16 protein-coding genes and 1 tRNA gene are annotated in these 13,587 nt (G+C 29.9%); 5 read left to right on the forward strand and 12 right to left on the reverse strand.

Annotation, left to right across the window (positions count from 1 at the left end; genetic code table 11):
* Nucleotides 1-376: 376 nt before the first annotated feature.
* From VW161_RS01295 to VW161_RS01315, 5 genes are all read right to left on the reverse strand, one after another.
* Entirely contained in the window at nt 377-859 is a 483-nt protein-coding gene (locus tag VW161_RS01295; protein ID WP_304088315.1) for a 50S ribosomal protein L11, read from the reverse strand.
* Nucleotides 859-1,350 carry a transcription elongation factor Spt5 gene (locus tag VW161_RS01300; protein WP_304088312.1) on the reverse strand — a complete coding sequence of 164 codons (492 nt, stop codon included), beginning with the start codon at nt 1,348-1,350 and terminating at the stop codon, nt 859-861. The genes VW161_RS01295 and VW161_RS01300 overlap by 1 nt, the downstream gene beginning before the upstream one ends.
* 512 nt (nt 1,351-1,862) lie before the next feature.
* The gene (locus VW161_RS01305) at nt 1,863-2,042 is read right to left on the reverse strand and encodes a protein translocase SEC61 complex subunit gamma (protein ID WP_304088310.1); all 180 of its coding nucleotides are present in this window, start codon (nt 2,040-2,042) and stop codon (nt 1,863-1,865) included.
* Nucleotides 2,043-2,388: 346 nt separating this feature from the next.
* Nucleotides 2,389-3,555: a cell division protein FtsZ gene (gene ftsZ, locus VW161_RS01310; protein WP_304088307.1), complete on the reverse strand. Its 1,167-nt coding sequence runs from the start codon at nt 3,553-3,555 to the stop codon at nt 2,389-2,391.
* A gap of 288 nt (nt 3,556-3,843) precedes the next feature.
* On the reverse strand, nt 3,844-4,410 hold the full coding sequence (locus VW161_RS01315) for a pyruvate kinase alpha/beta domain-containing protein (RefSeq protein ID WP_304088304.1): 567 nt from the start codon (nt 4,408-4,410) through the stop codon (nt 3,844-3,846).
* A 132-nt stretch (nt 4,411-4,542) separates the two neighbouring features.
* Between VW161_RS01315 and VW161_RS01320 the strand changes: the two genes are divergently transcribed.
* Entirely contained in the window at nt 4,543-5,445 is a 903-nt protein-coding gene (locus VW161_RS01320; RefSeq protein ID WP_304088301.1) for a coenzyme F420-0:L-glutamate ligase, read from the forward strand.
* 124 nt (nt 5,446-5,569) lie between these two features.
* Here the strand turns inward: VW161_RS01320 and tfe are convergent, their stop codons facing one another.
* The 7 genes from tfe to VW161_RS01355 all read right to left on the reverse strand — a co-directional run bounded on the left by tfe (nt 5,570) and on the right by VW161_RS01355 (nt 10,482).
* Nucleotides 5,570-6,685, reverse strand: coding sequence for a transcription factor E (tfe, locus tag VW161_RS01325; RefSeq protein WP_304088298.1), 1,116 nt, complete (start codon nt 6,683-6,685; stop codon nt 5,570-5,572).
* A gap of 245 nt (nt 6,686-6,930) precedes the next feature.
* A complete protein-coding gene (locus VW161_RS01330) occupies nt 6,931-7,434 on the reverse strand; it encodes an amino acid-binding protein (RefSeq protein ID WP_304088295.1) in 504 nt (167 codons plus the stop codon).
* Between the two features lie 243 nt (nt 7,435-7,677).
* Nucleotides 7,678-7,752 (reverse strand) — tRNA-Ile (locus VW161_RS01335).
* Nucleotides 7,753-7,892: 140 nt separating this feature from the next.
* Nucleotides 7,893-8,183: an iron-sulfur cluster assembly protein gene (locus tag VW161_RS01340; RefSeq protein ID WP_292788503.1), complete on the reverse strand. Its 291-nt coding sequence runs from the start codon at nt 8,181-8,183 to the stop codon at nt 7,893-7,895.
* Between the two features lie 251 nt (nt 8,184-8,434).
* Entirely contained in the window at nt 8,435-9,346 is a 912-nt protein-coding gene (locus VW161_RS01345; RefSeq protein WP_304088292.1) for a DUF5591 domain-containing protein, read from the reverse strand.
* 210 nt (nt 9,347-9,556) lie between these two features.
* Nucleotides 9,557-10,051, reverse strand: a complete 495-nt coding sequence (locus VW161_RS01350) for a TIGR00295 family protein (RefSeq protein WP_304088289.1) — start codon at nt 10,049-10,051, stop codon at nt 9,557-9,559.
* A gap of 161 nt (nt 10,052-10,212) precedes the next feature.
* The gene (locus VW161_RS01355) at nt 10,213-10,482 is read right to left on the reverse strand and encodes a HypC/HybG/HupF family hydrogenase formation chaperone (RefSeq protein ID WP_296869764.1); all 270 of its coding nucleotides are present in this window, start codon (nt 10,480-10,482) and stop codon (nt 10,213-10,215) included.
* 432 nt (nt 10,483-10,914) lie between these two features.
* Here VW161_RS01355 and cbiM point away from each other — a divergent pair, with 432 nt between their 5' ends.
* The 4 genes from cbiM to VW161_RS01375 all read left to right on the forward strand — a co-directional run bounded on the left by cbiM (nt 10,915) and on the right by VW161_RS01375 (nt 13,491).
* The gene (cbiM, locus tag VW161_RS01360) at nt 10,915-11,580 is read left to right on the forward strand and encodes a cobalt ECF transporter S component CbiM (protein ID WP_304088286.1); all 666 of its coding nucleotides are present in this window, start codon (nt 10,915-10,917) and stop codon (nt 11,578-11,580) included.
* Between the two features lie 10 nt (nt 11,581-11,590).
* Entirely contained in the window at nt 11,591-11,878 is a 288-nt protein-coding gene (locus VW161_RS01365; RefSeq protein WP_304088284.1) for an energy-coupling factor ABC transporter substrate-binding protein, read from the forward strand.
* 85 nt (nt 11,879-11,963) lie between these two features.
* Nucleotides 11,964-12,656, forward strand: a complete 693-nt coding sequence (gene cbiQ, locus VW161_RS01370) for a cobalt ECF transporter T component CbiQ (protein ID WP_304088281.1) — start codon at nt 11,964-11,966, stop codon at nt 12,654-12,656.
* Nucleotide 12,657: 1 nt separating this feature from the next.
* Complete coding sequence (locus VW161_RS01375) at nt 12,658-13,491, forward strand: ATP-binding cassette domain-containing protein (protein ID WP_304088278.1); 834 nt, start codon at nt 12,658-12,660, stop codon at nt 13,489-13,491.
* Nucleotides 13,492-13,587 lie beyond the last annotated feature (96 nt).

A 13,587-nucleotide genomic window follows, 5' to 3' on the forward strand; every position in this document is an offset into this window, starting at 1 on the left:
ATATCCTCCATGAACTTTGTTCATTTGGAATTTTTACGAGAAATCTTAAAATTAAATAAAATCTTTAAAAAGCATTTATAAAATCTTTAGATTCCTTTTAATATATCAATTAAAACCATATTTCCCTAGAACAAGTAGGAAAATACAATTTTAATATCATTTACATTTAAGTGAATAGATATTATCTATTTATCATAATTAGCTGTTGATATTAAATTAAGAAGATAGATTAAGAAAGTTATAAACATAAATTTTAATAATCTAATTTATAATTAAATTCAATCATGCAAATTAATCACTTAAATAAATAATATATTAAGCAAAATTTTCTAATTAAATTTTAAGCATTAGTAAGTATCTTACCAGAATAGCAAATCTATTCTACTAAAATATCATCATACTCTCCAGCATCAACTGCTTTTTGAGCATCTCTAGGGTCTTTACCGTCAACGGTAATTCCCATACTTACACAAGTACCCATAATTTCTTTGGTTGCTGCTTTGTAATCATTTGCGAGTAATGAATCGAATTTCATTCTTGCAACTTTGAAAGCTTGCTCTACAGATAAATCTGCTGCAACTTCAGCACCAGGTTCATGAGCACCTTTTTCAATGCCAAGTTCATCCATAATAAGTGCAGTTGTTGGAGGAGTACCAATCTCAATTTCAAATTCTTTAGTGCTGCTGTCAATAGTGATTATTACAGGTACTTTCATACCAGCGAAATCAGCACTTTTTTTATTGATCTCTTCAACTACTTGCATCATATTAACACCGAAAGGTCCAATTGCAGGGCCTAATGGTGGTCCAGGAGTAGCTGTTCCACCTTCGAGAAGAACTTCAACTGTATCTTTAGCCATTAGTCAGCCTCCTTTTTAATAATTCTAATTTGATCAGCTTTAACAGTAACAGGAATAGGAACTGCTGCTTCAATTAACTCGAGAACTACTTCTTCACGAGATTCATCTAAACGAACAACTTTAGATTTTTCACCTTTGAAAGGACCTGAAACAAGTTCAACAATACTTCCTTTTTGTATTGAAGAAATGATAGGTTGTGGTTTCAAGAATTTTTTAACTTCTCCCAAGGTTATTTGGCTGTTTGCATCTATAGTTCCATCTTTTTTAGCACCTACAATACCTCTTAAATGACGAACCTTCATATCAGGGTTCTTCATATCAAGGTTAGTTGCAGATTCGACTATAATATAACCTTTTAATGATTCCGGCACCACGATTGATTTAATATCTACTCCAGGCTTGTCCGCTTTCATCGCTAAAAGTCTTGCAACATTTCTTTCTTGACCTGCTGATGTTTTAAGAGCAAATATGGAATTTTTATCATCTTCCATTTAAATTCACCTATAATTAATATTTATAATTTAATAATTTATAATAAACTTATAGATTAAATTGAGTTATACAAATAAAATTTAATTATTTCCCTTAATTTAAATATCCATATAGAAGCACTTTCTTTCAATTCCAATCTATTTTTTGTAAAATTACAAAACAGCAGCAATTATTTGAATTTTGAAAAAACTAACAAAATTAAATAATCTATAGATTAGAATCTACGATTTAAATTTAAGAAAATATGAATTTTAAAGTAAAATAAATAAAATTAGATTCATATAATAAAAATATATATATTATTTATAATATATAAATGTTTCAATTTTTGTACTTTCAAAATAAAAAAATTACAAAAAATAAAAATTTAATAACTGAAGCCAGTTATTAAAAAAATGATTAAAAAATAGCTATTAATTTATAAAAACTTATAAAATTATAGAATTTTAGAAATTTAAAAATTTAGAATTTTAGAATTTCGGAAATTCATAAAAAAAATAAAAATCTGAAATTATAAGCCTAATAATTGGCCGAATAAAACAATTATAAAACCAATTACTCCAATGATTGCAATACCGATTGCAGTAACTTTGGAAAAATTGAAGTATTCTTCACGATCTGGTTTTCTAGCTACTTTTAATACTCTTTTACTTTGTTTTATAAAATCACTAGTAGTTTCCTTAATATTCATTGAAAATCCCTACATATATAAAAGTTAAGTTAATAATAATTTTTTTAAAAAACAAGATTAATTTTAGCTTTTTTATAATCTTCATTAATCTATAATTAATCTACAATTAATCTCTAGTTTAATCTTAATTTATAATAATATTATATGTTTTATTTAATTACATTAATAAAGTTTTGCATGATAATATTAAAAGATCATGACAAAAAATTGTAAAAAATAGACTAAAATAATTGTAAATAAAATTAAAAAAGAAAAAAAGAATTATCACCCGAAAGAGTGATAAATTTTGATGTGTTTTGAATTACCAAAACACTTAAAATCTAAAACTGAAATCTAAAGCTTAAGCTTAGAATATGCCATCTAAGAACTCATCTAAAGGATCTGCAGGAGCATCATCAGATTGTCCTAAAACAGTTCCTTCAAAGTCATCATCGATGTCTATTTCTTCGAAATCATCCTTTTTAGGTTCGATGGTGTATTGGGATTTTACACCAGAAACAACAATGGTAGTTCTTATCATGTTTTGTAAGTCTTCATCGATTTGAGCTCCCCAAATGATGTTAGCTTCTGGATCTAATCTGTCACCAACAATTTGAACGATTTTTTCAGCTTCATTCAAGGTTAAGTCAGAACTACCTGAAATGTTAATTAAAGCGCCTTTAGCATTGGAAATGTCAATGTCTAATAATGGGCTGCTTAATGCTTCATGTACAGATTCAATAGCTCTGTCACCAGATTCAGATTCTCCCATACCAATCATAGCCATACCGGAACCTTTCATGATGGAACTAATGTCAGCAAAGTCTAAACTGATAAGTCCAGGTTTGGTAATGAGTTCGGTAATTCCTTTAACAGCTCTTCCTAAGATTTCATCTGAAGCCATGAAAGCCTTGTTTAAAGGAAGGTTAGGAGCAACTTCTAATAATTTGTCATTAGGAATAACAATTACAGTATCTGCATTTTCTTGAAGTTTTTCTAAACCGATTTCTGCATTTTCTCTTCTTTTTACACCTTCAGCAGAGAATGGCATGGTTGCAACAGCAACAGTTAAAGCGCCTGCTTTTTTAGCTACTTTGGAAATTACAGGTGCAGAACCAGTACCGGTTCCTCCACCAAGACCGCAAGTAACAAATACCATGTCAGCGCCTTCTAATTCTTCTCTAATGTCTTCTTCACTTTCTTCAGCGGATTCTTCACCGATGGTAGGTTCTCCACCAGCACCGAGACCGCCACAAGTTTGTCTGCCTAAAAGTAATTTTTTATCAGCAGTACTGTAGAATAAATCTTGAGCATCAGTATTTACAGTAATAGTTTTTGCACCTTCAATACCAATTTCATTTAATCTGGAAATGGTATTGTTTCCTGCGCCACCAGTACCAACTACAATAATGTTAGCTTGGCTTTCACTAATGATTTTTAACAATTCTTCGTCTAAATCATCGTTTGATTTTTTAGGAGCAGAATTTTCAATGGTTTCTTCTGATCCTTTAATTGCATCATCTATAAATTTCACGAGTAAACCCCACAAATTTTATTAATTTAAAAATTATTTTTAATAAGTATAAACTATTTACTATTATTTATTAAATATGTTTAAAGTAATATTTAAATGTAAATGAAATATTAGCAAAAATATACAAAATTTCTAAATTTGTATAAATTAATTTTTAAATCTGATTTTTAAATTAGTATTTTTATTATTAATTTTATAATATATAACAATTACCCATTAATCTTAAAATAAATAAATAAAGAAAAAAGTAAGAAAAAAGTTTTAATAGATTAAAACTAGAATTAGGCATTATCTTGGCATGGCTATGATTTCATGGAATTTTATGTCAAATACATTAGTCATGTTAGCTGCAGTCATGACAACAGCAGTGTCCACTCCATGACCTGTTCCACCAATAGCTATTATCTCTTCGCCTACTGGAATCAAACCTGCATCTGCAAGCATGATGGAGATTTCTGCACACACTTTCATTCCTTGACAGAATGTTCTGTAAGTTGCTGCAATGATTTCTACAGGAGTTGCTCCACCGAATTTCTTGGAAATGCTTTTTCCAACACCGCTTAATGCATGTGAACCCATAAATGTTACAACACCTTCATCTTCAAGCTTTGCTCTGGTTTCATCATCCATTTGTGCCTTATTCGCTTCCTTGAAACCTACATGATGGGAACAGTTTACAATGGTTACATCCATGTCCTTCAATGCTTCATTAAGCTTTAAGGCACTTGCACCAGTGGAGGATGCAATAGCCACATATTTAATATCAGAGCCTTCTAATCTTTCTTTAACAAGTCCAATAAGCGCATCGGTATTTTCAATGCCTGGTTTTTCAAAATAAGTGATTGCTTTTTCCATAAAAATTCTCCTATAAATAATGTGAAATTAAAAATTATATAAATTCAAAAAATTCTATAAGTTTATACAATAATAATTATATATTTACTAATATAAAATTATACTATTAATCGAATTAACTATTGAGATACCATGACAACCAATCCAACCTATAAAGAAGCAGAAACAGAGAAAGGTCAAAAATACAAATATGTGGAAATTAAGGGATACAAGGTAATTCCTATTGAAACACATTACATCAAACCTAATGAAAGCATAGACTTCATGATAGATGACATCTCCAAATTGGCAAATGAAGGGGATTACTTGGTCATTGCAGAAACTCCCATCTCTGTATCTCAAGGAAGATTGGTTGATGAAGCGGATTACACACCATCATTGAAGGCAACATTCTTGGCTACATACTGGAGCAAATACTTCTGGGGATATGTTCTTGGACCGATTCTTGGAATCAAGGAAAGAACCATTAAAAATTTAAGAAAACTTCCAGAAGAATCCAAAAGGCATAAAGAAGTTGTATTGCAGCTTTACGGTTGGAAACATGCATTGAAGCCAGCTTCAGAAGCGGGAATCGATTTAAGCAATGCACCAGGAACATGCGTATCACTGCTTCCTGAAAACCCTGAAAAGGTAGCAAAGGAAATAACTGAAGACATAAAAAGCAAAACCAACAACACAATAACAACATTGATTATAGACACTGATGCAACTTATAGAAGAGGAAACAAATACTTTACAGGACTTCCAATAGCTATTCCTGGAATTGAAGCGGACAAAGGGGTTTTCGGATACACATTAGGACAGCTTTCAGAAAACTTGGGATCTACTCCGTTAGGATGTTCAAGAGAGATAGATGTTGATGAAGCGATTGAAATAGCTAATGTTGCTGAAGATTATCAGAAATCATTATCCACTGCAATGGAAACCATTTATAGTGTAAAAGACGTGTTGGATTCTGACACTCATGAAGTTACTGTAGAATCATTAGATTCCATCATCCATACACCAGCAGTTCTAATTAGAAAAATGGAATAAAATAAAATAGAATAATAAGTAAAATATTAAAATAATTAAAAAATTGAAAATAATTAAAAATAGTTAAAAATAGTTAAAAATAATAAAAAAATAGAAAATAAGATAAAAAAATAAAAGATAGAAATTATCCTGAAATTATATCTTCAAGAATTTTAATTTCTTCTTTTTTACTATCTATTTTTTCTTGATTGTCTTCGAATTCCAAATCAAGGTCACATTCTGGACATAGGAATTCAACAGTTGAAGCGTCTTCAAAGTCAAGACGGTAATGTCCATTTGGACAAACGAAGAACATATTGTTCTCTTCATATTCCAATTCAGAGTTTAATCTTTTAAGTTCAGAACTTGCTAAATTAAATTCTAACTTTTTGTACTCATTTTCATTGAATCTCCAATCGTAAGTGTACCATTGAGTTTCCTTATCCTTATCTCTCTTATAGCTTGCTAAACGCATGTCATATAATTTGTAAAGAATCTTTCTTACAATGTTTAGCTTACAATTGGTCTTTTCAGAAATCTCTTCATCTGTAGTGTATCCATTCTTAAGGCAATCGATGATTTCATCAAATGTAAGATACCAGAATTTCTGATTAACTGCTCTTTTTTTAGCTTTTTCCTTTTTAGGCTTTTTAGCTTTTGATTTTTTAGCAGGTTTTTCTTCTTCAGAAGTCTCTTCAACAGTTCCCTTAACAACTACTTCTTCAGACTCCTTATCTTCATTCATGACCTTTTTATCATCATCAGAGGATTCATCCTTGACTTCTTCAGCATTAACTTCTTCTTGTTTCTTATCCTCTGCTTCTTCTTCATTTTCTTCCTTTTTCTCTCCCTTAATTAAAGCATTTAAATTATCATTTAATGTTTTTAAGGTTTGTTGGGAATAAGTTTTTTTAGTTTCCAATAGAAGAGATTCATTTTCTTCAATGAATTGGTCTACAATTTCCAAATCCAATTTGACTTTTTTTGCTATCTCTTCATGGCTAAGCTTTCCAGATTTAAAGTGTTTAATGATTTTTATACAAATTTCGTTGATTTTTACATTGTAAACGAAGTTGTTTGTTTCAAGCAATTTAAGAATATCTTTAACTGTTTTAATATCTATTTTAGTTTTTCTAGCAATAGCATTGTCATCACATAATCTGCTCTTAGGCCATTCTTTAAGACATCCTATAACATCTACAGCTTCTTCGAATTCAAAAATTTCAGGATATAAATTTTGAATAATTGGATCTCTTAACATAATAATAGTCTTCCTTATAAATATTTAAATTTTAAATCAAAACTAAATTAAAAAAATTACTTAATGGTTAATATTATAGTAAATGATTTAATAAATTACATTATATCTATATTTATATACACACTATATTATAAATTTAATGTTTTTATATAAAAAATAGTAAAAAATTAATGAAAAAATAAAAAAAGTTAGAAGAATTTTAAAGATTAGAAAAAAATAAAAAAAGAAAAAGTTAAGAAAAATTGTTATAAAATTGAAACCTTCAAAACCCCTTCCACTTTAATGAATTCATTTAGAAGTTCACCAGGAATCGGATCTTCTGTAATGATTGTCAAAACAGGGTTTGTGTTCAATTGGGTATCTCCTGCATAAGCTTGACGAATGCTTATATTGTGCTTGCTCATGATCCAAGCGACTTCAGCTAAAACACCATCACTCTTTTCACCAGCTTCTATTTCAATAACACCTAAATTCAAGCTTTTTGCAATGTTTTTGATTAATGTTCCTGCTGGAATAATATTTGAGAATATTTCATATAACCCTTCATCAGCAATAATGACATCAACTGTAGATTTAATTACCCTACGATCAACATTTGCAGCGGCTGCCAATGCAGAGTCGCTTATCTTTAAATCTCCACAATATATCTTACCATCTTCACTTATTCTTAATCCTAACTCAAACATCTTTTGAGCTACAGCCATTCTTGCAGGATATTTACTAAATTTTAAATTTAAACTTTCCCACATGGTATCACCAAGATTTTTCTCTAATAATATATTGTACTTTTAAGTATATAAATGTATAATAATACATAAAAATGTACATTATAAAATAGCATTTCTAAGATTTAGTATTAATGTAAAATGAAAAATATCTAAAAAAGATAAAATATCTAAAAAAATGAAAAATATCTAAAAAAAGAATCTTAAAAAAAGACGATAGAATTGTCAGTAAGTGTAAAAATTTGAAAAAATAAGTAAAATTAGAAGTAGGCTAGCTGGGATTCGAACCCAGGACCTCACGGTTATCAGCCGTGCGCGCTGACCAGGCTGTGCCACTAGCCTATATAACAAATACAAGTATTATTAACTATATCTAATCTAATATATAAATCTTTTGTATAAAAAAGACTTTGAAAAAAACTGAAATCAATTAAATTCAAGAAATTCTAATAAAAAAAATAGAGTAATTAAGTTTAAAAAACTTAATTATCTTTGTTAAGCATCTCATTAAGAGAGTCAGCCATTACGTGACCTTCAATGATGAGTTTAACTTTATCGATTCCTTCAACTTTTAAAGCTTCAGCTTTAGCTTGAGCAGCTATACGGGTAACACTCATACAACCTGGGTTGGTAGGTTTAATTACGATCTCAGCAGTTGAACCTTCAATTGCAATAGATTGTACAATACCCATTTCTACAATACTTACGCCCATGTGAGGGTCGTTTACTACAGAAACTGCATCTTTTACAGCAAGTGCTAATTCTTCAGACATTTTATCTCCTCAAAATTTTTTTAAATAAATGTTTAATTAAATTAGTGATAAGAATAAAATTTAAAATTTTATTTCCTAACAAAAAGTTAATAATATAACTATTGTTTTAATTATATTTAAACTTATCAATTAAATAATAAAAATATAATAAAAATATAATAGAAATATAATAGAATTATAATAGAATTATAATAAAAAATGTTATAAAATTAAATAAAAATTAAAAAAAATGAAAAATAATAGAAATTAAATTATTTTTTAATTCTATGTCTTATTTTCACTCCAATACCATTTCTTAATTCAGTCATTTCACGACCGGTCAAGACAGCTTTTCCAACTGCTACGACCTCATCATTTCTTACTACAACGACTTCATCCTTTGGAAGAATGCTTGGATCTGCATTCACAATACCTGGAGCAAACAATGAGTTTGTCTTCAAGTCAAAGTCTATTTCAACCACATGAACTCCTAGTTCAGCAAGTCTTCTTCCTCCTTCAAGGTTAAGAGTGTATAATCCAACATCCCTATTGAGAAGAGCCACTGTCTTTCCATTGGAATAAAGAGTTCTATGATATCTTCCTTTAGCAACGACATCATCAGTTATCATTGCTTCAGCATCTTTTCCAAACTGGTATTTAGCAACAGATCTAAGCTCATTCAATACTCTATCCCTATGTTTTGTTTTAGGATATTTCTTAAGCTCTTCCCTTAAGTTAAAAATGGATTGCGGAGAAGTAGGTCTGCCACCATCACATACATAGGTACAGTTATCCAAGTACTCACGACAAACCTCTTCGTAACCTCCTTCAACATTTGCGATTACCGGCTTGTCTCCAACATAATCTCTAAGTAGCTCCCCAGCTAATCTTATCTCATCATCATTCCAATCACCTGAAACAGCAACATCATAAGATTGGATTGGGAAGGTATTTTCCAATTCCCTTGGACAGATCCCAAATGGAGAGGTTACAATTACTTCCTGATAACCTTTGGTAACTCTTCTGAACTTTTGGTGAGACTGAGAGTTGGAGTATGGCTTTTTCATACTGCATGGAAGTGCAACAACAACATCCCCTAAAGGTTCCATCATTGCCATCCTCTCTCTCCATCTTACTACTTCAGGCCTATATAATGACGCATCACTTGAACAAATAACTTTCATTCTTTTCCTCGTGTAAAATTATAAAATTAAAATAAGTAACAATCTGTTAAAATAAAAATTATATCAAATATTAAAATATTTAAATTATAATTTAATATTTAAATTACTAATTAACTATTTAAATTACTAATTAAATATTTAAATTTCTTTTATAAAATAGTTTTTATAAATTTATTGATTTCTGAATAAAAATGAATATTGTCTAAAAAACTATTCAAATCTTAAAACAAGCTCTTCATGTATCTTCTTGATTTTTTCTATTGATGGATGATTTTCGCATAATTTCCTTTTCCACTTTTCAATAGTGAACTCAACATCCACTTCATCGGCACTATTGAAGAGATTGTCTGCATGGGAAACTATCTTTTCCTCCAATGTCTGAGGAGTGTAATCCTTAATAGGCAATCCTAACTGCCTAGCATCCTCTTCAGTGAGGCCAGTTCCAATATGCCTTTCAACAATATTGATTATCTCTTGAGGATATCCCATTTCCTTAAGTATTTGAGCACCGATTACCGCATGTTCAATGGAATTGGTCTTGAATCTACCGATATCATGAAGCAAACCTCCAACCCTTACAAGTTCCATATCAACATCATCAAAATTAGATGCAATTTCACATGCCTTTCTTGAAACTCCTTTGGAATGCTCAATTACCCACTGCGGACAATTCAATTCCTTCAATAATCTTATTTCTTCATCCATATAATCACAATTAAAATAAAGTCATTAATTTAATAATTGAAATAATATTAATATTATTAATTAAAAATAGTAAAGAAATTAGTTTAAAAACTTTAGACAACAGTACAATTAAAATGACGATTGTAAATAAAAATTAAAAAATAGAAAGAAAATGAAAAAGACTATAACATATCTTTCATCATTTTTTCACGTTCTTTGTCTTCTTCTTCTAACATTTCCAATAATTCATCCCAGGATTCTAAAGATTCTTTAGCAGCTTGTTCTGATAATTTTTCAATAGCATATCCTGCATGAATCAATACATAATCACCAATTTCTGCATCTGGAAGAAGATCCAATTTTGCATTTTGTCTTACTCCTCCAAAGTCTGCAGCGCAAATGTTAGATTCAGTGTCAATCTCTACAATTTTAGCTGGTGCAGCAATACACATTAGCAACATCTCCTTTTATTTATTTAAATGAATTAATTAATTTAAAGTTTTAAATTAAAATCACGTATATTTGATATTTTAATTATTAGTTTTTAGATTATATAAATATTTTTATTTTATCAAACTAATTTCCAAAAAATAAGTGAAAGTATTAAAAAATTCCAAAAAATCTAAGATACGAAAATAAAATTCAAACAATGCAAAAAAATTGAAACGGGAATAAAAAATCAAGGAATATGAAATTTAAATGCAAATCTTTTATTTTTTAGAAAATATTTAGTTTTCAATAAAATAGTTTGAAGTATTACTAAAAAGTTTATATATAATAAAGGATAAAAATTAATTTATCAATATAACTTTAATAAAAATAAACTTAATTTAACTTTATTAAAATATCAAATTATATTGATATTAATTTGGAGGAAATTATTTATGCATATTATGGAAGGATATTTACCATTAACATGGTGTATTGTATGGTTCGTCATATCATTCATCATCGTTGCATATGGTATCTATCAAATCAAAAAAATCGTAGATGAAACCCCTGAATCCAAAGCTTTAATCGCTGTAAGTGGAGCATTCATGTTCATCTTATCATCTTTAAAATTACCATCTGTTACTGGAAGTTGTTCTCACCCTTGTGGTAACGGATTAGGTGCAGCATTATTCGGCCCTGCTGTAACCGCTGTACTCGCAACTGTTGTACTTTTATTCCAAGCTTTATTACTCGCACACGGTGGATTAACCACTTTAGGTGCTAACATTTTCTCAATGGGTATTGTAGGCCCATTCATAGCTTGGATCGTATACAAAGGTTTAACTAAAGCTAATATCTCATCCACTATTGCAATCTTCTTTGCAGCATTCTTAGGTGACTTATTAACTTACGTAGCTACTTCATTCCAATTAGCTTTCGCATTCCCTGCTCCTTCTTTCGGCAGTGCATTAACCAAGTTCTTAGTTATTTTCGCAGTAACTCAAGTACCATTAGCTATTGGTGAAGGTATCTTAACCGTAATCATATGGGACAGATTAAAAGCTTACAAACCAAAATTATTAGACAAATTAGGCGCATTAGCTCCTAATGAAGCATAAGGTGATTAATATGGAAAGATCTACTTTAATTATTTTAGCTGTTGTATGTATTATATTGTTCATCGCACCATTAGTTATGTTCAGTGGTCACGGTGAAGACGACGGATACTTTGGGGGAGCAGACGATGCAGCTGGTGAAGCTATCGAAGAAACCGGTTTTGAACCTTGGTTCTCTTCAATATGGGAACCACCAAGTGGTGAAATAGAAAGTTTATTATTCGCTCTTCAAGCAGCTATAGGAGCAATCATTATTGGTTACTTCTTCGGTTACTGGAGAGGACAAGGTAAAGAAGAATAATTCTTCTTTATCCATTTTTTTCTTTTTTTTAATATTTTTTAAAAAATTTAAAAATTTATATACTTAAACGAATTTTAGTGATTTTATGAAATTTGATATGGATTATATTGCTCACAATAATGAATTAAGTGAAACAAACCCTTATTTTAAATTGTTTTTAACAGCAATATTATTGATAGTTACTTTAGCATTGGATAATCTATATTTTGATGTATTTATCTTCATTTTATTCTCAATTATAATATTGGGAGTAGCAAAAATTAGCATAAGATCCTATTTGAAATTTTTAACAATACCGATGGCATTTCTTGTCATAACATGTCTATTCTTAATATTCTTCTTTGGAAATGGAGAAGTCATTTATGAAACAGGAATATTCGGCATTGTAGTTACTGATGACTCATGGCATTATGGGTTATACACATTCTTTAGAGTTTTAGGATGTTTCCCTTTATTAGGTTTTCTTGCATTGACAACACCAATTGCAAAGATTTTCCATTGTTTGGATACCTTGAAAGTACCAAAAATCATTACTGAAATTGGACTTTTAATGTACAATACAATCTTCATATTCCTAAATGAAATCGATACAATGCAAAAAGCACAGAAAACAAGAATGGGATACAATTCATACATGAATTCAATGAAATGCTTAGCAGATTTAATAAGTAATATCTTTTTAAGATCATTAGATAAAAGTGAAACATTACAACATAGTTTAGATTCAAGAGGTTATTACGGAGAACTTCCGGTTTATGTACCGCCAAAGGAGGAATAAAATGTTAGAAGTGAAAAATATCAAATATTCTTATACTAAGGATTATCAAGCACTTAAAGGAGTTAGCTTAAAAGTTGAAAAGGGAGAGATGGTTGCTCTTTTAGGTAAAAACGGTGCTGGAAAATCTACTTTGTTCCTTCATTTGAATGGTATCTATGAACCTGATGAAGGGCAAGTTTTCATCGATGGCGAAGAATTGAAGTATGATAAAAAGTCTTTGCTAAAATTTAGACAAAAAGTTGGAATCGTATTCCAGAACCCTGATGACCAAATATTTGCACCTACTGTAGAAGAAGACGTTGCATTCGGACCTTTAAACTTAAAGTTACCTATGGAAGAGGTTCAAAAAAGGGTTACTGAAAGCTTAGCTCGTGTAGGAATGAGCGGTTTCGAGAAAAAGGCACCTCACCATTTAAGTGGAGGTCAAAAGAAAAGAGTGGCTATTGCAGGAATTCTTGCGATGAAACCAGAAATTATGGTTTTAGACGAACCAACTGCAGGTTTAGACCCTCAAGGTGTAAGAGGTTTAAGTAAATTATTAAAGGAACTTAACGAGGAAGGAATCACAATCATCATTTCAACTCACGAAGTTGACTTGGTTCCAAATTATGCAAAAAGAGTGTTCGTTATGGTTGACGGTTTATTGATTGCCGAAGGAACTCCTAAAGAGATTTTTGCACAACCTGAAATTCTAGATAAGGCAAACTTAGAAGTACCTATTGTCACAGAACTTTTCCACGACCTTGAAAAAGAAGGATTCGACATGAACAACGATTATCCTTTAACAATTGACGAAGCTAAAGAGAAGTTCTTGGAATTATTAAATAAGAACTAATTCTTAAAACTAATTTTTTTAAATCATAAACTTATTCATAACTTAATACCATAAAGTATTACTCCTAGAAGAAATTAATAATACTTTTCACTATTT

Origin of the sequence: Methanobrevibacter ruminantium (assembly GCF_016294135.1) — an archaeon.
GTDB lineage: Archaea > Methanobacteriota > Methanobacteria > Methanobacteriales > Methanobacteriaceae > Methanobrevibacter > Methanobrevibacter ruminantium_A.

Coding starts and splice junctions, on each gene's coding strand:
- VW161_RS01350 (WP_304088289.1), bottom strand. CDS start 10,051: ATGGATGAAGAAATAAGATTATTGAAGGAATTGAATTGTCCGCAGTGG.
- VW161_RS01355 (WP_296869764.1), bottom strand. CDS start 10,482: ATGTGTATTGCTGCACCAGCTAAAATTGTAGAGATTGACACTGAATCT.
- cbiQ (WP_304088281.1), top strand. CDS start 11,964: ATGAAATTTGATATGGATTATATTGCTCACAATAATGAATTAAGTGAA.
- VW161_RS01320 (WP_304088301.1), top strand. CDS start 4,543: ATGACAACCAATCCAACCTATAAAGAAGCAGAAACAGAGAAAGGTCAA.
- VW161_RS01365 (WP_304088284.1), top strand. CDS start 11,591: ATGGAAAGATCTACTTTAATTATTTTAGCTGTTGTATGTATTATATTG.
- VW161_RS01305 (WP_304088310.1), bottom strand. CDS start 2,042: ATGAATATTAAGGAAACTACTAGTGATTTTATAAAACAAAGTAAAAGA.
- VW161_RS01345 (WP_304088292.1), bottom strand. CDS start 9,346: ATGAAAGTTATTTGTTCAAGTGATGCGTCATTATATAGGCCTGAAGTA.
- VW161_RS01330 (WP_304088295.1), bottom strand. CDS start 7,434: ATGTGGGAAAGTTTAAATTTAAAATTTAGTAAATATCCTGCAAGAATG.
- VW161_RS01340 (WP_292788503.1), bottom strand. CDS start 8,183: ATGTCTGAAGAATTAGCACTTGCTGTAAAAGATGCAGTTTCTGTAGTA.
- tfe (WP_304088298.1), bottom strand. CDS start 6,685: ATGTTAAGAGATCCAATTATTCAAAATTTATATCCTGAAATTTTTGAA.
- VW161_RS01375 (WP_304088278.1), top strand. CDS start 12,658: ATGTTAGAAGTGAAAAATATCAAATATTCTTATACTAAGGATTATCAA.
- cbiM (WP_304088286.1), top strand. CDS start 10,915: ATGCATATTATGGAAGGATATTTACCATTAACATGGTGTATTGTATGG.
- VW161_RS01295 (WP_304088315.1), bottom strand. CDS start 859: ATGGCTAAAGATACAGTTGAAGTTCTTCTCGAAGGTGGAACAGCTACT.
- VW161_RS01300 (WP_304088312.1), bottom strand. CDS start 1,350: ATGGAAGATGATAAAAATTCCATATTTGCTCTTAAAACATCAGCAGGT.
- VW161_RS01315 (WP_304088304.1), bottom strand. CDS start 4,410: ATGGAAAAAGCAATCACTTATTTTGAAAAACCAGGCATTGAAAATACC.